Here is a 17146-nt window from a genome sequence, read left to right as displayed (position 1 = left end):
TCCCTTGGAGAACAGGCATGCCGCGCCACGAAGGGACATACATGAACGCCCCGAACCGCCCCTCGCACATGGACGAGGTGATGATGGCCGATGCCGACGATGCCGCGCTGCAGGGCGGCGCGGGCGGCGACGCCAGCTACGGCCGCGTCAGCGCGGGCGGACTGGACACCACGCACGGCGCCATCCTGTACCTGGAAGACATCACCGTCAGCTTCGACGGCTTCAAGGCGCTGAACCAGCTGACGCTGGACATCGGCGTGGGCGAGCTGCGCTGCATCATCGGCCCCAACGGCGCGGGCAAGACGACCATGATGGACGTCATCACCGGCAAGACGCGCCCCACCTCGGGCACCGCGTATTTCGGCCAGACCATCGACCTGACCACGCTGTCCGAGGCCGACATCGCGCATGCCGGCATCGGCCGCAAGTTCCAGCGGCCCACGGTGTTCGAACAGCACAGCGTGTTCGAGAACCTGGAATTGGCGATGAAGACCGACAAGCGCGTACGGCCCACGCTGTTCTCGCGCCTGTCCAGCGAACAGGGCGACCGCATCGCACAGACGCTGGACCTGATCCGCCTGCGCGCGCATGCCGCGCGGCCCGCGGGTCTCCTGTCGCACGGCCAGAAGCAGTGGCTGGAGATCGGCATGCTGCTGATGCAGGAACCGCGCCTGCTGCTGCTGGACGAGCCCGTGGCCGGCATGACCGACGCCGAGACAGAACGCACCGGCGAGCTGCTGAACGAGCTGCGCGGCAGGCATTCGCTGATGGTGGTCGAGCACGACATGGATTTCGTGACGCAGATCGCCGGGCCGGGCAAGGTGACGGTGCTGCACGAGGGCTCGGTACTGGCTGAAGGCACGATGGCCGCCGTGCAGGCGCATCCGCGCGTCATCGAAGTCTATCTGGGCAGGTGAGAACGATGCCCACCCCTACGCTCACTACGTTCGCTGCCCCTCAAGGGGCTCGGCCGCCTTCGGGCGGCCGGGCGGCGGCTGATGTGCCCACCCCTACGCTCACTACGTTCGCTGCCCCTCAAGGGGCTCAGCCGCCTTCGGGCGGCCGGGCGGCGGCTGAGGAATCTCAATGCTCGAAGTAACGTCAGTCAACCAATACTACGGCGGCAGCCACACCCTGCGCGGCGTCTCGCTGTCGTTGAAGCGCGGCGAATGCCTGGCCCTGCTGGGCCGCAACGGCGTGGGCAAGACCACATTGCTGAAGTGCCTGATGGGGGTGCTGCCCGTGGCCAGCGGCAGCGTCATGCTGGACGGCCACGACGTGACGAAGCTGGCGCCGCACCAGCGCGCCGCGCGCGGCATGGCCTACGTGCCGCAGGGCCGCGACATCTTCGCCCGGCTGACGGTGGAAGAGAACATCGTGATGGGCATGGCGACGCAGCCCGCGGCGAAGGCCCGCCGCATCAAGGACGAGGTCTTCGAACTGTTTCCCGTGCTGCGCACCATGCTGAACCGGCGCGGCGGCGATCTGTCGGGCGGGCAGCAGCAGCAACTGGCCATCGCCCGCGCGCTGGTGGCCGAACCCAGCCTCATCATCCTGGACGAGCCCACCGAGGGCATACAGCCGTCCATCATCAAGGACATCGGCCGCGTCATCCACATGCTGCGCCAGCGCGGGGACATCGGCATCCTGCTGTGCGAGCAGTACTTCGACTTCGCGAAGGAACTGGCGGACCAGTTCGTGGTGCTGTCGCGCGGCGAAGTGGTGGCCAGCGGCGACCGCGCGCACATCGACGGCGACGACGTCAGGAAGCACCTGTCCGTCTAGGAACAGCGGTTGTCGGCACGCTGCGGCGCCGCATTGCTTGATGCTTCAAGGGAAAACTCTCGTGTCGGAAGCCCACCTTCTGTGGGAGGATTTTGCACGCCCATGGGGGTTAACGGGATTGCCTTGTTCGACAAGCAAGGGGAATTGCAGAACATCGTCGTCTACGCCCCCATGACGCCCTGTCTGACTGACCGTGCCTTGCAGGACCTTGCCGGATGTCTGCGTCCCGCATCGCGCCGCGGCGGGGCCGGCCCGCTGTTGTCCAACGCTATCAAGGATTCTCGATGAAGAAGAAAACCCTGCCGTTGCTCGTACTCATGGCCCTGACCCTGCCACTGGCGGGTTGCGGCGGCAGTGACTCGGACGACGAGTCGCCCCCTGTCGTCACCAACCCTCCGCCCACGCAGGAACCCACGATCATCGCCGACGCGGATCCGTCCAGCTGCTCGGTCGTTTCCAGCAGCGGCAGCGCGGTCGTGGTGGGCTCCGGCCAGGCCGGCGACCCGGCCGCGCCGGAACCCGCCTCGGGCTACCGCCTGGGCTACCGGGCCAAGTACGCCAGCAAGTACATGGTGGTCGCCAACACGCCGCTGGCCACCAAGGCGGGATGCGACATCCTGAAGGCGGGCGGCACGGCCGCCGATGCCGCCATCGCCGTGCAGGCGGTGCTGGGCCTGGTCGAGCCGCAGTCCAGCACCATCGCCGGCAGCGCCTTCATGATGTATTACGACGCGGCCACCAGGCAGGTCACCGCCTACGATGGCCGCGAGACCGCGCCAGCCGCCGCCACGGGCTACTACCTGGCCCGCCAGGACCAGGCCGATCCGGCCTCGCCCGCTCCCGTGCCCAGCGCGCGCCGCAGCGGCCGCTCCATCGGCGTGCCCGGCGTGATGCGCATGCTGGAGCTGGCCCACAAAGAGCACGGCAAACTGGAATGGAGCGAGCTGTTCGACGAAGGCATCCGCCTGGCCGACGACGGCTTCAAGATCCCCGGCCGCATGGGCAATGCCCTGGCCAGCTCGGCGAACTCGCTGCGCCTGGACGCCGATGCGGTGGCGATCTACTTCGACGTGGACGGCAACATCCGCGAGACCGGCGACACGATGACCAACGCGCCTTACGCCCAGACGCTGCGCATCCTTGCGCAGAAGGGTGCGGACGGGCTCTACACCGGCCGCATCGCGCAGGACATCGTCAACAAGGCTAGGCAGACGGTGGGCGCCGACCCGGCGCGCACGCCGATCACCCCCAGCCTGATGACCACCGACGACCTGGCGGCCTACCAGGCCAAGAAGCGCGAGCCGGTCTGCACGACCTACCGCGACACCTACTACGTGTGCTCGATGTCCCCGCCCTCGTCCGGCGGCATCGCCATCGCGCAGACGCTGGGCATCCTGGAGAACTTCGACCTGTCCGGCTATGCGCCCACGGGTCCGTTGGACGAAGGGGGAATTCCCACGGTGATGGGCGTGCACCTGGTGTCCGAAGCCGAGCGCCTGGCCTATGCCGACCGCGACAAGTACGTGGCCGACACCGACTTCGTGCCCCTGCCCGGCCGCGGCGTGGCCAGCATGCTGGACAAGAACTACCTGAAGTCGCGTTCGAACCTGATCAACACCGCCGCCAGCATGGGCACCGCCACGGCCGGGGTGTTCGACTCGGCCACGGCGCGCTTCGGCATCGACAATACGGTCGAGTACGGCACCACGCACTTCTCCATCGTCGATACCTACGGCAACGTCGTGTCCATGACCACCACCGTGGAGTCGAGCATGGGGTCCTACCACATGACCAACGGCTTCCTGCTGACCAACCAGCTGACCGACTTCAACTCGCCTCCGATCGGCGGCGACGGCAATCCCATCGCCAACCGGGTCGAGGCGGGCAAGCGGCCGCGCAGCACGATGGCGCCCACGCTGGTGTTCAAGGGCACCGAGCCGGGCGACTTCTTGATGGCCACGGGCTCGCCGGGCGGCGGCACCATCATCCAGTACGTGGTCAAGACGGTGGTGGGCGCATTGGACTGGAAGCTGAACGCCCAGCAGGCGACGTCGCTGGTGGACTTCGGGGCCAGCAACTCGCCGAACACCAGTATCGACACGTCCAACACCACGCTGGACCTGGGCGCCCTGCAGGACGGGCTGCGCTTGCTGGGCCACGGCATCAGCGCCGGCGCGCAGTCCAGCGGCATCTCGACCATCATGCGCGTCGAGAAGGACGGCGTGATGCAATTGGAAGGCGGCGTCGACCCGCGCCGTGAAGGCATCGTGCTGGGCAACGGCGCGCTGTAACCCTGATGGCATGCGCCGCGAGGTCAGCCGGATCGCGGCGCATTGTCAACTCTGGATAAACGCAGTGTTGCCCCCTGGGCGAGTTCCGCTTCGAATTCCAGGATCGACCGGGGCGGCGGCCACTACCACCAGCACGGCATCATGATGCCGGACAACGGCCTGGACGACCAGCGCGACAAGGACACCATCCTGTCCGGCTCGGCGGGAGATCCGTACACTCCCGATCACGTCACGCCGTGACGCCTGAAAGGAGCCTTGCCCGGGATCAGGCTGCCTCTGGATGCAGCCTGATTCCCAATGCCCGCAACACCTTCAGGATCGTTGCGAAACTCGGATTGCCCTCGCCGGACAACGCTTTATAGAGACTTTCTCTGCCCAGACCCGTGTCCTTGGCAAGTTGTGTCATGCCCTTCGCGCGAGCGATATTTCCCAGTGCCTTGGCGATGAACGCCGCGTCATCACCGGCCTCTTCCATGCAGGCTTCCAGGTACAGCAGTGCATCCTCGTCCGTTTGCAGGTACCGGGCGCTATCCCATTTGCGCAGCTTTTTCGTTTCCATGGAAGGTGTCCTAGTATTGCCTGGCCAACGACAGCGCGGTCTTGATATCTTTTGATTGAGTGGACTTGTCTCCACCCGCCAACAGGATCACTATTTCCGAGCCGCGCCGGGTGAAATAGACACGATACCCGGGACCGTAGTGGATTCTCATCTCGGACACGCCTTCGCCGACCGGTTCGCAATCTCCGAAGTTTCCTTCTTCGGCCCGATCAATTCGGACCTGGATTCGGTGCATGGCGCGCCGATCTTTCAACAAGAAAAGCCGTCTTACACCGCTACCAAGTTTGGACTGTGCGAAGGCACGGCTATCCATCGTACGGACCGAGATGACTGGCGACGCGAATCGCCAGGAAAATAGGATCGTCTTACCGCTACTGCGTGCCGAACCCCTCGGTCAATGGCGCTTTACGCCGGCCCCAGCGGCCCCAGCGCGCCACCGTCCACCGCGCCCTCATCCGCCTTCTGGCTTGCCGGGACGGCCTGATCCTCGGGCGCCGGCTTCGGTTCGGCATCCTCTTCCTGCACCCGCAATCTCGGCAGGTATTCGGGCCGGTTCTCGTGCACCCACGCAATCAGGCCTTCGCGGATCTTGCAGCGCAGATCCCACGCCTCGCCCGACCCGCGCGCGCTGACCAGCGCCCGGATCTGCATGGCGCGGTCATTGGTGTCGGTGACCTGCAGCACGCACACGCGGCCATCCCACTCCGGGGTGGCCTCGCATAGCCGTTTCAGCTCCTCACGCAGCGGATCCAGCGGCGTGCGGTAATCCACCCACAGGAACACCGTGCCGATCAGTTGCGACGTCGTGCGCGTCCAGTTTTCAAAAGGGTTCTCGATGAACCACTGCAGCGGCACCACCAGGCGGCGTTCGTCCCAGATCCGGATGACGACGTACGCGCCCGTGATCTCTTCCACGCGGCCCCATTCGCCCTTCACGATCAGCACGTCGTCGATGCGGATGGGCTGCGTCAGCGCGATCTGCAAACCGGCGATCACGTTGCCCAGCACGGGCTTGGCCGCGAAACCGGCCACCAGGCCCATAAGCCCGGCCGAGGCCATGATGCTGGCGCCGATCTGGCGCGCGCCGGGCAAGGTCAGCAGCATCGCCGCGATACCGATCACCAGGATCATCAGGTTCACGCAGCGCCCGAGCACGCGCGTCTGCGTCTGGATACGGCGCGCGCCCAGGTTGTCGGCCACGTCGGCGGGATTGAGCATGACGATGGCGTCGGCCACGCCCTCGCAGCTGCGCATGGCCAGCCAGGTCAGCATGCCGATCAGCGCCAGGCGCGACACCATCTCGATCAACGGCAGGCCCGGCAATGTATCGGGCGCGCCCTGCAATACGACCTGGAGGGCAAAAGCGATCAACAGCCAGAGGCTCGGCACGTAAGCGCGGCTGACCACCAGGGAAGCCAGCGGACGCTTGCGGGTGACGCGGCGCAGGACGGCCGCGCCGATGCGGTGCACCAGCCAGGCGATGGCGATGCCGATGAGCACGGCAACGGCGAAGACCAGCAGGGGATGACGCGTGAAGAACTCGGGTTCCATCGAAGGGACTCCCGATGGCGATTTGAGCGGATACAGCCCATACCGTACCGAACATTGCGGCGGCGCAACACCGCTGCGGCAGGATTTTTACAACCAGAGCGATTTGGTCAAAAGGGCCTTCCTGTCCTCGACGCTGAGGGTCCTGGATTGCCCCGCTTCCGTTCGAGGGCGGAAGGCGCCACTCGCCCGCGTCGCGTTCAGTCGCGGAAGTTCTCGAACTGCAGCGGCAGGTCGACGTCGGTCTTGCGCAGCAGCGCCATGACGGCCTGCAGGTCGTCGCGCTTCTTGCCGGTGATGCGCAGCTTGTCGCCGTTGATCTGGCTCTCGACCTTCATCTTGCTGGCCTTGATGGCGGCGACCAGCTTCTTGGCCGTGGCCTGCTCGATGCCCTGCTTGATGGTGACCTTCTGGCGCGCGCCGCCCAGGTTTTCCAGGGGATCGGCGACGTCCATGCAGCGCACGTCGATGTTGCGCGCCGACAGCCGGCCACGCAGGATGTCCAGCATCTGCTTGAGCTGGAACGCGGATTCGGCGACCTGGGTCACGTCGTAGCCTTCCAGCTCGAAGCTGGCCTTCGTGCCCTTGAAATCGAAACGCGTGGACAGTTCACGATTGGCTTGGTCGACCGCGTTGGTCAACTCGTGCTTGTCGACCTCGGAGACGACGTCGAAACTGGGCATGGCAGTGATCCTCTTGCTTGCTTGAATATGGGAAACCCGCAGTTTATGCCGATTCGCGGCCTGCCATCCGGCGCGGCGGCACGCAACGCGAGCGAGGCGGGAAGGCCACACTCTCGCAGCGGGTCTCAGCCCAGCGCCTGCGCCCCGATGGCAAACAAGCGCATGCCCGCATCGACCGGCAACGCGGCGCCTCGTGCCATCACGACCGCATCGGACACTTTCGCCAATCCCGACGCCTCCAACCACGGCGTCAGCCCCGTGGCCGCATCGCAATCCACCCGCAGGAACTGCCCCTGCGACTGATTTGCCAGATACGCGATCAGCGCCTTCGCGCAGCCCTCGTCGTCCGCGGCGACCGGACCGATGATCAGCCCTTTTCCGAATCTGCGCAGCATGGCGAAACCGCGCAAGCCATCCGGATCGGAAAGCATCACCGTGGCCGTGGCCTGCTGCTGCCACTGCTGCATCAGGCCCCGACGCGGCATGCCTCGCGCACGGGCGTCAAGGTCAGCCAGCAGATCGAGGTCTTCGGGCAATGCCAGCCGCAGCGCGGCTCCGTCAGGTAGGGCCGCGGTCGGCACGTCCTGCGCCACGATGCCCTGGCACTGGTGCACGATACCCACGCGCTGAAATCCTGCCCGCTCGTAGAGGCGTTCGCCCATCGGCGTGGCGTGCAGCAGCAAGGTGCTGTCCGGCGCCATTTCGCAAAGCGCATCGAACAGCAGGCTGCCCACGCCCTGCCCGCGATGCGCCGGCGACACCAGCACCATGCCCAGCGTGGCCGCCCGCACGCCCCATTGCCAACACATGCCGATGCCCGCCACATCGTCGCCCGCCTGCACCACGCATCCCCGGCCCAGCGCGAAGAACGCCTGCCAGTCTTTCACGCGATGCGGCCAGTGCTCCTGGTTGGACAGCCGCCATCCGGCCGGGATGTCGGCCTGGCGCATGGGTCGGACGGAGAAACGGTCTGCTGCCTGAGAAAACATGGTCATCGCTGCTGCGTGAAGACCGTCCCGCACAAGACTTCACCCGCCGGCGCATCATTGAACGAATAGTCCGCTGGACGAGCCCCTGCGTTGCGCCCCCCCTGGTTCAACACCCCGCCAACGCCATCAGAACCCGACCGCCTGCCCGTCCCGACGCGAATCCGACGCCGCGATGTAGCCGTACTCGCCGCGCTGGATCAGTTGGGCTGCGCCGAAGTCCAGGCTCAGCGGCGGCGCCACGGTCAGGTTGTGGCCACGATCACGCAGCGCCTGCGCCACGTCGGGCGACAGGTGCGACTCCACCGTCACCACCGGGCCGTTCTCCACGCGGAAACGCGGCGCGTCGCTGATGGCCTGCGGGTTCTGGTTGAACGCGCCCAGGCGCGCCATCACCTGCAGATGACCCTGCGCCTGCATCGAGCCGCCCATCACGCCGAACGCCATCACAGGCTGGCCGGCGCGGGTGACGAAGCCCGGGATGATGGTGTGCAGCGGACGCTTGCCCGGCGCCACGCGGTTGACGTGGCCCGGCGTCAGCACGAAGCCGCAGCCGCGGTTGTGCAGCGAAATACCCGTGTCCGGCACTACCACGCCCGAACCGAAGCCGTGATAGTTGGACTGGATGAAGGACACCATGGTGCCGTCGGCATCGGCCGCGGCCAGGTACACCGTGCCGCCCACCGACGGCGCGCCCGCGCCCGGCATGCCCGCGCGATCCATCGACACGAGCCTGGCGCGCTCGGCCAGGTAGGCCGGATCCAGCAGTTGCGACGTGCCCACCTTCATGGTGGCCGGGTCGGAGATGTGGTGATGCAAGTCGGCGAAGGCCAGCTTCATGGCTTCCAGGCCGACGTGATAGAAATCGGCACTGTCGCGGCCCATCGACTCCAGATCGAAGCGATCCAGGATGCCCAGGGCGATCAGCGCGGCGATGCCCTGGCCGCTGGGCGGGATCTCGTGCAGCGTGTAGCCGCGGAAATCCTGCGTCACCGGCTCGACCCACATCGGCTGGTGGGCCGCCAGGTCTTCGGCGCGCAGCGCGCCGCCGGTGTTGCGGGCGTGCGCGTCGATGCGCGAGGCCAGTTCACCGCGATAGAAGCTTTCGCCGCCGCTTTCGGCGATCAGGCGCAGCGTGCGCGCCTGCTCGGGAAAGCGCCAGTGTTCGCCCGCGTGCGGCGCGCGGCCCAGGCGCAGGAAAGCCTCTTTGAAGCCTGGCTGTTCGGCAAGCTTGGCCGACTGCGCGGCCCACTGGCGGGCCACCGTGGGCGACACCGCGAAGCCTTCCTCGGCATAGGCGATCGCCGGTTCGAACAGGCGCGCGAACGGCAGCTTGCCGTGGCGGTCGGACAGCGCCTTCCAGCCGGCCACCTGGCCGGGCACGGTGACCGTGTCCCAGCCGATGGGCGGCATGGCGTCGCGGCTGGCGAAGTACTCGTCCGTCCAGCCCGCCGGCGCGACGCCGGTGGAATTCAGGCCCTGCAACCGGCCATCCTTCCAGACCTGCACGAACATGTCGCCGCCGATGCCGTTCATCACCGGCTCGACCACCGTCAAGGCAATGGCGGTGGCCAGGGCCGCGTCGACCGCGTTGCCGCCCTGCAGCAGCATGCGCAGGCCCGCTTGCGCGGCCAGCGGCTGGCTGGTGCTGACCACATTGCGCGCCAGCACGGGCATCTTCTGGGAGGGATAAGGGAACGACCAATCGCAGGACGACATGAATGAACTCGGCGATGAATGAAAAAAGAACCTCGCTGCTTACTGCAGCGACATGCCCGATTGCTTGATCAGGGCTTCGGTGCGCGGCAGCTCGGCGTCGACCATCCTCTCGAAGTCGGCGACCGAACCGCCGACCGGCTCGGCGCCGGTGGTGGCCAGCTTGGCGCGGAAGTCCTGGTCCTTCAGGGCACGGTTGATCGAGGCGTTGAGCTTCTGGACGATGGGCTCGGGCGTGCCCTGGGGCGCGACGATACCGTACCACGGAGCCACGTCATAGCCGGGGTAGCCCTGTTCGGCCACCGTCGGGAGATTCGGCGCCATTTCCGAACGCTTGGCGGTCGAGATGGCCAGCGCGTTCAGCTTGCCCGACTGCACGTAGGGCAGCGCGGTCATGATGGTGTCGAAGTACATGGAGACCTGGCCGCTGAGCAGGGCCGGGATGGCGTCGCCCGCGCCCTTGTAGGGCACGTGCACGATATCGATGCCGGTCAGTTGCTTCAGCAGTTCTCCGGCCAGGTGCGAGGTGGTGCCCGCGCCGAACGAGGCGTAGGTCAGCTTGCCCGGGTTCTTCTTGGCGTACGCGATCATCTCGGGCAGCGTCTTGAAGGGCTCGTTCGGGTTCGACAGCAGCACGTTCGGCGTGACGGCCACGACCGCGACCTTCTCGAAGGCGGCGGGATCGTAGCTCAGGTTCTTGTACAGGAAGCGGTTGGTGACCATCGAGGCCGGGCCCGACATCAGCAGCGTGTAGCCGTCGGCGGGCGAGCGGGCGGCGGCCGAGCTGCCGATGGCGGCGGCGGCGCCGGGCTTGTTCTCGACGATGACGCTCTGGCCGTATTCCTTGCCCAGGGCCTGGCCCAGTTGGCGCGAGATCAGGTCGGTGGCGGCGCCGGCCGAGAACGGCACGACGATCTTGATGGGCCGGTCGGGCCAGTTGTCGGCGCTCTGCGCCGAGACCGGCAGAGTGGCCGCGCCAGCCAACAGGCCCAGGCCCAGGCCCAGCAGGTAATGTTTGATGCCCATGCAATCCCCTTGTGCGTTATCGAATGACCGCGCTGGCCCGTGACCAGCCGCGAGTCCGCTATTAGAAGCGCGGGCATGGTCTGGGGAAGGGACCACTTTTGCACCGCACCAAGGAACCAATGCCCTGGGAAAACCCTACTCAGCGTTTGGGCAAGGCGCCCAAGGGGTTCACGGGCTTGCCATTGCGGCGCAGCTCGAAGTAGACGGCCACGCGGGAGGCGTCGCTGTTGCCCATCTCGGCAATGGTCTGCCCCTGCTTGACGGCCTGGCCCTGCTTGACCAGCAGCTTGTGGTTGTGGGCATAGATGCTGAGAAAGCCGCCGCCATGCCGCACGATGACCAGGTTGCCATAGCCGCGCAGGCCGTTGCTGGCGTATTCCACCTTGCCGGCGGCGGCGGCCTTGACCGGCGTGCCGGTCTTGTTGGCGATGGTGATGCCCTTCGAGCTGACGCCGTTGTAGCCGGACACCATGGCCCCTTCGGCGGGCCAGATCAGCGAAATGCCATGCACCGGCGTGGCGGGCGAGTCGGGAATGGACGCGCGGGCACGGGGCTTGGACGAACCGGGCGGGCTGGCTGGCGCCGCATCGGCCGCGGGGGCATCGTCGCCGGGGGGCCGCACGCGCAGGACCTGGCCTTCGCTGATGCGGTCGGCGTTGGGCAGCCCGTTCCAGCGCACCAGGTCGCTGACCGACTGGCCGTTGTCGCGCGCGATCTTGGTCAGCGTGTCGCCATCCTGCACGCGATACTGGCCGGGACCGACCTTCGTGGTGGCGCAGGCGGCCAGCAGGGCCAGGGCCAGCATGCCGGCCGCCAGTCGCACTGGCCGCAACGCATGCCGTCGCCGGCCCGACCCTGCCCCGGCCGGCATTGTGGACGGAAGATGGGAAGGTACGGGAGAGATGAGCGGCTGCGGCACGGTCCGAAGGGCGGGAAAATGTAAATTTGGCCCGCCAAGGGTACCAAGAAACGCCGGTGGCGTGCCGTGCGCATAGCCCTTTTACGCCGCCCTCAACCTCGGCACCGCCGCCAGGAGGCGCGGCGAAGGCGAGGTCGGGCCGCTGCCCACCGCCTGAGCTGTCAGGTCATGCGTCACCTCGCCCAGGCAGGCGGATTGCGTCAAGGACACGTCCACGACCTCGCCCATGATCTCGGTCACGCTGCGCGACGACGACACGATCTCTTCCATCGTCGTACCCGCCTGGCGCACCTGCTCGGCGCCGCGCTCGACCTGCTGGCGCGACGACTGGATCAGGCTCTTGATCTCTTTCGCCGCCGACGCGCTGCTCTGCGCCAGGTTGCGCACCTCGGAAGCCACCACCGCAAAGCCCTTGCCGTGCTGGCCCGCGCGCGCGGCCTCGACCGCGGCGTTCAACGCCAGGATGTTGGTCTGGAACGCGATGTTGTCCATCACCCCGATGATGTCCGAGATCTTGCGCGAACTTGCCGTGATGGCATCCATCGCGCCGATCACGCCCTGCACCGTCTGCCCACCCGCCTCGGCCACGCGGCAGGCGTCCACGGCCAGCTGATTGGCCTGTCCCGCGCGCTCGGCGTTCTCGGTCAGGCCCCGCACGGCCTCGCGCAGCGTCTGCGCCGCCATGAAGCGGCGCGTGATGTCGGTGGCGTACTTCACCACCTTGAACGGCCGGCCATCGGCATCCAGGATGGGGTTGTAGCTGGCCTCGATCCAGACTTCGCGCCCGTCCTTGCCGATACGCAGGTACTGGCCGGCATCGTGCGCGCCGTTGCCCAGCTTGCGCCAGAAATCGGCATAGGCCGCGCTGCGGCGCTCGTCCGGCTGCACGAACATGCTGTGATGCTTGCCCACGATCTCGTCCAGCCGGTAGCCCATGGCCCGCAGGAACAGGTCGTTGGCGTGCAGGATGATGCCGTCCAGGTCGAACTCGATCACCGCCTGCACCTTCGCGATGGCGGCCAGCTGGCCCTGGGCATCGTCGTTGCGGCGCTGCTCATCGGTGACGTCGGTGGCGTACTTCACCACCTTGACTGGCCGGCCCTGGCGATCGCAGACGGGGTTGTAGCTGGCCTGCAGCCAGACCTCGTGACCGTCGTGCGCCACGCGCCGGTAGCGCCCGGCATCGTAGATGCCCTCGCCCAGCCGGCGCCAGAATTCGGCGTAGGCCTCGGATTCGCGCACGTCGTCGTCGACGAACATGCGGTGATGCTGGCCGATGATCTCGTCCAGCTCATAACCCATGGTGTCGAGAAAGTGCCGGTTGGCCGCCAGCACGTGGCCCCCCAGGTCGAACTCGATGACCGCCTGAGACCGGTGGATGGCCTCGATCTGGCCGTGCAGGTCAGCCAGGCGGCGCTGGCGGGCACGGCCCAGAATATTGTCCAGGAAGCGCGACATTTGCACACCCCTCCCCCGGCATGCCGGAGCTGTAATGGAATTCACCGTATTGCGATTTGTGCGTACTGCAGATGAAACATATCTTGTCAATTGAAAGCAAACATCAGGGTTATCGCTAACACTGCGTCCCGTTTTTTATTCATTGACAGGCAGCTTTCAGGATGATCGAGGCGGCGTCAGTCTTCGCGGCCCTTGGGCAGGCGCGCGCCCAGCAGCGCCTGCACGCGGCGATTGCGGGCCAGCGAGCGCGAATACATCGAGTCGGGCCGCAGCCCGCGCGCGATCACGAAGCCGGTGACGCAGGCCAGCATCAGCGGCAACATGGCCTCGTAGCTCAGCGTCATCTCGAAGATCATCAGGATGGACATCAGCGGCGCGTGCGTGGACGCCGCCAGCAGCGCCCCCATGCCGACCACCGCATAGCTGCTGACGGACGACACCGAGCCCGCCGGCAGCAGGCCGTGCAACGCGGCGCCGTACAGATGGCCCACCGCCGCGCCCACGAACAGCGTGGGCGTGAAGATGCCGCCCACCGCGCCGGAACCGACGCTGCCGGCCGTGGCCACGATCTTCATCAGCAGCAGGATGGCCACGGCCTGCCAGGCCCATGGCTGGTGCAGCATCGAATTGACCACGCTGTAGCCGTTGCCCCACACCTCGGGCCAGCCGATGGAGATGGCGCCCACCACCAGGCCGCCCGCCGCCAGCCGCGCCCACAACGGGCGGATCAGCCGCGTGAAGCCCTGCTTGGCGCCATCGAGCGACGCCAGGTAATACGGGGCCGTGACGCCGGCCAGCAGGCCCAGCCCCAGGTAGCTCAGCACCTCCCACCCCGACACGAAGTCGAAGGCGGGCATGTGATAGACGGCGTCGTAGTTCAGCAGTTGCCGCGTGACCATGTTGGCCGCCACCGACGACACGATCAGCGGCACCAGCGTGGCCGACGACACCGCGCCATAGACGATCTCGGACACGAACAGCGCCCCGGCGATGGGCGCGTTGTAGGCGGCGGTGATACCCGCCGTAGCGCCACAGGCCACCAGCAACCGCAGATGGCCGGGCGGCAGCACCAGGAAGCGGCCCAGCACCGAGGACAGCATGGCGGCAAGCTGCACCATCGGGCCCTCGCGGCCGATGGAGGCGCCCGAACTGATGGAACTGAGCGAGGCGAGGCTACGCGCCAGCGTCTGGCGCATGCCGACGATGCCGCGGCCCACCGCGATGGCTTCCATGTAGTCGCCCGCGCCGCGCCGGGGCAGGCGCGCGTTGGCCCATTGCAGGATCAGCCCCGCCGCCACGCCGCCCAGTGCGGGCAGCAGCAAGCGCTCCCACCAGGCCAGGCCGCGCGCCAGGGACACCATCCCGTGCGCGGGCGCGCCGCCGAGCCAGGCCTGCAGGAATTCGAGCGACTCGCGGAAAGCCACGGTGGCCAACGCCCCCAGGATGCCGGCCACGGCGGCCGCCAGCAGCGTGGCGGGCAGGCGGTCGGCAACGAGCTGGCGTCGCACCCAGGCGGCGCCCGGCACGCGCCACGGTTTCAGCGGCAAGGACATGGGCCGGAATTGTAGTCTCGCGCGCAACGGAACGTATCGAATTGCGGCTCGGCTGACGGCAAAACAGGAGTTTGGAGCCTCCAGGGAAACAGCCGCTTACGCCTCGTAGCCAAACCCTAGCCTACGGGACGGCGCCACGCTCAGAATGGTTCTCAGCCCTGCCTCCGGGGCATCGCTCTGGTGCCCCCCCTTGCAATGCAACGCCTGCGCCGGCCTTGCACCGCATCCAGGCAGTCTTCGCAAATCCCGCGGCGCGCGCGGCGCCGCTTCGGACAAGGAGCCAAACAATGCCTAACCTTCGCCATGCTCTTTCTGACGCCCAGCTCGTGCAAGCCAAGGACTCGGTGCAATCGCTGCTGACGCGTGTGGACGAACTGCTCGAGTCGAACGCGGCCCAGGCCGAAGACACGGCCCACGGCGTGGCTCACCGCATCAAGCGCCAGGCACACGGGTTGCGGCGCATGGCCCGGTCGCGCAACGTCAAGCGCGTCGCCGCCCGCACCGACCGCTACGTGCATCGGAACGCCTGGAAATCCATCGGCCTGGCCGTCGTGGTCGGCGTCGTGGCGGGTGCCCTGTCGTCGGCGACCGCCCTGCGCCGCTGAAGCGTGACCGGACCGGCGCCACGCCGGTCCGCGCAGCGGCCTTCACGAAAAAGGAGCGTTCCATGTCTTTGATCGTCGCTGCACGCTTTGATACCTTCCCCGCCGCGGAAAACGCGGCCCGCGAGTTGTTCGCCCATGACTTCTCCGAAGATGCCGTGAACATCTTCTTCGTCAACCCGCCTGGCTGGCACGACCGCCATCCGCTGGGTGGCGACCGCACCGCCGACCCTGACGCGCGCGGCGCCAGCAAGGGTGCCATCATGGGCGCCGGCCTGCTGGCCACGCTGGGCGCGGCCGTCGGCGCCGGCATCCTGTTCGCGTTGGGCAGCACCGGCTTCGAACTGGTGGTCGCCGCGGGGTTGGGCGCCTACGTCGGATCGTTGATGGGCGCCATGCGCCGCGCGGGCCGCCGCAGCGAACGCCAGCCTGACCACCCCGACGTCCAGGTGCGCCCCTCCGGTGTGCTGACTGCCGTGCATGTGTCGCCACAGCAGGAAGCCCAGGCAGCGCAGATCCTGCGCGACTCGGGCGGCGTGGACGTGGAGCGCGCCGATGGCCGCTGGCGCGACGGCAAGTGGATCGACTTCGACCCGGTGCAACCGCCACAGCCGGAACCCCGTTGATGAAGCCTGCGCGCGATCTGGCGTAAACCAGAACTGCGCGCGGTTCTTTGTATAAGTACAATACCAGCTTCAGACGCCGTTTTGCGGCGCCATCGCAGTTCCCCCATTCCCCCGCCCCCGCATCGCCCCGCGCGATGCGCGTCCGGCGCTTCGCGCTTCACCCGTGGCATGCCGCAACAAGACGCTTTCGACTTCAAGAAGATCGCCATCCCGGCGTTCGGCCCCTCCCTTTTCTACGGTCTGAGCAACGGCGCCATCATGCCGGTGGTGGCCCTGACCGCGCGCGAACTGGGCGCCTCGGTGGCGGTGGCCGGGCTGATCGCCGCGCTGATCGGCATCGGCTCGCTGATCAGCAACATCCCCTCCGCCCTGCTGACCGAACGCTTCGGCGAGAAGCGCGCCATGATGGGCGCCGCGGCATTGAGCATCGCCGGACTGCTGATGGCCATCATCGCGCCGCATGTGTGGGTGCTGGCGGTGGCCATGCTGATGCAGGGCGTCGCGCAGTCGGTGTTCCAGTTGGCGCGGCAGAGCTACATGATCGAGATCGTGCCGCTGCACCTGCGTGCCCGGGCCCTGTCCACGCTGGGCGGCACCACGCGGATCGGCACCTTCGTCGGCCCGTTCGCCGGCGCCGCCCTCATCCATTTCCTGGGGCTGGATGGCGCCTACTGGGTCGCCACCGCCGCCATGCTGGTCGCCGGCCTGATCGCCATGACCGCGCCCGACATGGAGCCCAAGGAAACCGGCGGCGCCAACGGTCCTCGCGTGGGCATCGCCCAGGTCGCCCGCAGCCACGGCCAGGTCTACATGACGCTGGGCGTGGGCGTGATGCTGGTCAGCGCGTTGCGGGCATCGCGGCAGGTGGTCATCCCGCTGTGGGCCGACCACCTCGGCCTGGACGCCACCACCACCTCGCTCATCTACGGCCTGGTGGCGGCGGTGGACATGTCCGTGTTCTATCCGGCGGGCAAGGTGATGGATCTGCGCGGCCGCGTCTGGGTGGCCCTGCCATGCGCGCTGCTGATGGGGGGCAGCCTGATGGCGATTCCGCTCACTGGTGGGATGATGAGCTTCGTGCTGGTGTCCTTGCTGCTGGGTTTCGGCAACGGCATCGGCTCGGGCATCGTGATGACCCTGGGCGCGGACTCGGCGCCGCCCGCCGCGCGCGCCCAATTCCTGGGCATCTGGCGCTTCATGGCCGATCTGGGCACCAGCGGCGGACCGGTCGCGCTGTCGGGACTGACCGCCGTGGCATCGCTGGGCGCGGCGTCCTTCGGGGTAGGCGCCCTGGGGCTGATCGCCGCGGCGGTGTTCTGGCGATGGTTGCCGAGACGCGTCACCTGAGCGCAAAGCACCCACCCACCCGCGACCCTGCCATGCCCAGGCCCGGT

General features: G+C 67.4%; 16 protein-coding genes and 1 pseudogene. 7 read left to right on the top strand and 10 right to left on the bottom strand.

Going from position 1 to position 17146, the window contains the following annotated elements; all coding sequences use genetic code 11:
* Positions 1 to 83: 83 nt before the first annotated feature.
* From urtD to A7W11_RS28455, 4 genes and pseudogenes are all read left to right on the top strand, one after another.
* A complete protein-coding gene (gene urtD / locus A7W11_RS12060; RefSeq protein WP_412778729.1) occupies positions 84 to 917 on the top strand; it encodes an urea ABC transporter ATP-binding protein UrtD in 834 nt (277 codons plus the stop codon).
* A 169-nt stretch (positions 918 to 1086) separates the two neighbouring features.
* Complete coding sequence (gene urtE / locus A7W11_RS12055) at positions 1087 to 1785, top strand: urea ABC transporter ATP-binding subunit UrtE (RefSeq protein WP_066412306.1); 699 nt, start codon at positions 1087 to 1089, stop codon at positions 1783 to 1785.
* A gap of 284 nt (positions 1786 to 2069) precedes the next feature.
* Positions 2070 to 4076, top strand: coding sequence for a gamma-glutamyltransferase family protein (locus A7W11_RS12045; RefSeq protein ID WP_066412299.1), 2007 nt, complete (start codon positions 2070 to 2072; stop codon positions 4074 to 4076).
* Between the two features lie 80 nt (positions 4077 to 4156).
* Positions 4157 to 4310 (top strand): annotated as a pseudogene (locus A7W11_RS28455) (tartrate dehydrogenase); the annotation flags it as partial.
* A 31-nt stretch (positions 4311 to 4341) separates the two neighbouring features.
* Here the strand turns inward: A7W11_RS28455 and A7W11_RS12040 are convergent.
* The 10 genes from A7W11_RS12040 to A7W11_RS11995 form a co-directional block, all read right to left on the bottom strand.
* A complete protein-coding gene (locus A7W11_RS12040) occupies positions 4342 to 4635 on the bottom strand; it encodes an addiction module antidote protein (RefSeq protein ID WP_066412296.1) in 294 nt (97 codons plus the stop codon).
* 10 nt (positions 4636 to 4645) lie between these two features.
* Positions 4646 to 4948 carry a type II toxin-antitoxin system RelE/ParE family toxin gene (locus A7W11_RS12035; RefSeq protein WP_066412293.1) on the bottom strand — a complete coding sequence of 101 codons (303 nt, stop codon included), beginning with the start codon at positions 4946 to 4948 and terminating at the stop codon, positions 4646 to 4648.
* Positions 4949 to 5040: 92 nt separating this feature from the next.
* Entirely contained in the window at positions 5041 to 6186 is a 1146-nt protein-coding gene (locus A7W11_RS12030) for a mechanosensitive ion channel family protein (protein ID WP_066412290.1), read from the bottom strand.
* A gap of 197 nt (positions 6187 to 6383) precedes the next feature.
* Complete coding sequence (locus A7W11_RS12025) at positions 6384 to 6866, bottom strand: YajQ family cyclic di-GMP-binding protein (RefSeq protein WP_066127169.1); 483 nt, start codon at positions 6864 to 6866, stop codon at positions 6384 to 6386.
* Between the two features lie 125 nt (positions 6867 to 6991).
* A complete protein-coding gene (locus tag A7W11_RS12020) occupies positions 6992 to 7861 on the bottom strand; it encodes a GNAT family N-acetyltransferase (RefSeq protein WP_066412287.1) in 870 nt (289 codons plus the stop codon).
* A gap of 120 nt (positions 7862 to 7981) precedes the next feature.
* Entirely contained in the window at positions 7982 to 9571 is a 1590-nt protein-coding gene (locus tag A7W11_RS12015) for a gamma-glutamyltransferase family protein (RefSeq protein WP_066412283.1), read from the bottom strand.
* A gap of 39 nt (positions 9572 to 9610) precedes the next feature.
* The gene (locus A7W11_RS12010) at positions 9611 to 10594 is read right to left on the bottom strand and encodes a Bug family tripartite tricarboxylate transporter substrate binding protein (RefSeq protein ID WP_066412280.1); all 984 of its coding nucleotides are present in this window, start codon (positions 10592 to 10594) and stop codon (positions 9611 to 9613) included.
* 139 nt (positions 10595 to 10733) lie between these two features.
* A complete protein-coding gene (locus A7W11_RS12005) occupies positions 10734 to 11399 on the bottom strand; it encodes a M23 family metallopeptidase (RefSeq protein WP_235816856.1) in 666 nt (221 codons plus the stop codon).
* A 195-nt stretch (positions 11400 to 11594) separates the two neighbouring features.
* Positions 11595 to 12971 (bottom strand): methyl-accepting chemotaxis protein, encoded by a 1377-nt coding sequence (locus A7W11_RS29045; protein ID WP_066412272.1) that lies wholly within the window; start codon positions 12969 to 12971, stop codon positions 11595 to 11597.
* A 176-nt stretch (positions 12972 to 13147) separates the two neighbouring features.
* Positions 13148 to 14524, bottom strand: coding sequence for a ClcB-like voltage-gated chloride channel protein (locus tag A7W11_RS11995; RefSeq protein WP_066412268.1), 1377 nt, complete (start codon positions 14522 to 14524; stop codon positions 13148 to 13150).
* A gap of 287 nt (positions 14525 to 14811) precedes the next feature.
* On the opposite strand from A7W11_RS11995, the gene A7W11_RS11990 reads away from it, so the two are divergent.
* The 3 genes from A7W11_RS11990 (at position 14812) to A7W11_RS11980 (ending at position 17099) form a co-directional block, all read left to right on the top strand.
* A complete protein-coding gene (locus A7W11_RS11990) occupies positions 14812 to 15129 on the top strand; it encodes a glycine zipper domain-containing protein (protein ID WP_082887209.1) in 318 nt (105 codons plus the stop codon).
* A 62-nt stretch (positions 15130 to 15191) separates the two neighbouring features.
* The gene (locus A7W11_RS11985) at positions 15192 to 15752 is read left to right on the top strand and encodes a hypothetical protein (RefSeq protein ID WP_066412260.1); all 561 of its coding nucleotides are present in this window, start codon (positions 15192 to 15194) and stop codon (positions 15750 to 15752) included.
* 168 nt (positions 15753 to 15920) lie between these two features.
* Positions 15921 to 17099, top strand: a complete 1179-nt coding sequence (locus A7W11_RS11980; RefSeq protein WP_066412258.1) for an MFS transporter — start codon at positions 15921 to 15923, stop codon at positions 17097 to 17099.
* Positions 17100 to 17146 lie beyond the last annotated feature (47 nt).

The sequence above is a fragment of the Bordetella ansorpii genome (assembly GCF_900078315.1).
GTDB classification, from domain to species: Bacteria; Pseudomonadota; Gammaproteobacteria; order Burkholderiales; family Burkholderiaceae_B; genus Bordetella; species Bordetella ansorpii.
The sequence above is the reverse complement of the archived record's forward strand: the minus strand, read 5'-3'. Positions and strand labels throughout refer to the sequence as shown.

Excerpts from the sequence above, each read along its gene's own strand:
- urtD (WP_412778729.1), top strand. The coding sequence starts at position 84 with ATGGCCGATGCCGACGATGCCGCGCTGCAGGGCGGCGCGGGCGGCGAC.
- urtE (WP_066412306.1), top strand. The coding sequence starts at position 1,087 with ATGCTCGAAGTAACGTCAGTCAACCAATACTACGGCGGCAGCCACACC.
- A7W11_RS12045 (WP_066412299.1), top strand. The coding sequence starts at position 2,070 with ATGAAGAAGAAAACCCTGCCGTTGCTCGTACTCATGGCCCTGACCCTG.
- A7W11_RS12040 (WP_066412296.1), bottom strand. The coding sequence starts at position 4,635 with ATGGAAACGAAAAAGCTGCGCAAATGGGATAGCGCCCGGTACCTGCAA.
- A7W11_RS12035 (WP_066412293.1), bottom strand. The coding sequence starts at position 4,948 with ATGGATAGCCGTGCCTTCGCACAGTCCAAACTTGGTAGCGGTGTAAGA.
- A7W11_RS12030 (WP_066412290.1), bottom strand. The coding sequence starts at position 6,186 with ATGGAACCCGAGTTCTTCACGCGTCATCCCCTGCTGGTCTTCGCCGTT.
- A7W11_RS12025 (WP_066127169.1), bottom strand. The coding sequence starts at position 6,866 with ATGCCCAGTTTCGACGTCGTCTCCGAGGTCGACAAGCACGAGTTGACC.
- A7W11_RS12020 (WP_066412287.1), bottom strand. The coding sequence starts at position 7,861 with ATGACCATGTTTTCTCAGGCAGCAGACCGTTTCTCCGTCCGACCCATG.
- A7W11_RS12015 (WP_066412283.1), bottom strand. The coding sequence starts at position 9,571 with ATGTCGTCCTGCGATTGGTCGTTCCCTTATCCCTCCCAGAAGATGCCC.
- A7W11_RS12010 (WP_066412280.1), bottom strand. The coding sequence starts at position 10,594 with ATGGGCATCAAACATTACCTGCTGGGCCTGGGCCTGGGCCTGTTGGCT.
- A7W11_RS12005 (WP_235816856.1), bottom strand. The coding sequence starts at position 11,399 with ATGCTGGCCCTGGCCCTGCTGGCCGCCTGCGCCACCACGAAGGTCGGT.
- A7W11_RS29045 (WP_066412272.1), bottom strand. The coding sequence starts at position 12,971 with ATGTCGCGCTTCCTGGACAATATTCTGGGCCGTGCCCGCCAGCGCCGC.
- A7W11_RS11995 (WP_066412268.1), bottom strand. The coding sequence starts at position 14,524 with ATGTCCTTGCCGCTGAAACCGTGGCGCGTGCCGGGCGCCGCCTGGGTG.
- A7W11_RS11990 (WP_082887209.1), top strand. The coding sequence starts at position 14,812 with ATGCCTAACCTTCGCCATGCTCTTTCTGACGCCCAGCTCGTGCAAGCC.
- A7W11_RS11985 (WP_066412260.1), top strand. The coding sequence starts at position 15,192 with ATGTCTTTGATCGTCGCTGCACGCTTTGATACCTTCCCCGCCGCGGAA.
- A7W11_RS11980 (WP_066412258.1), top strand. The coding sequence starts at position 15,921 with ATGCCGCAACAAGACGCTTTCGACTTCAAGAAGATCGCCATCCCGGCG.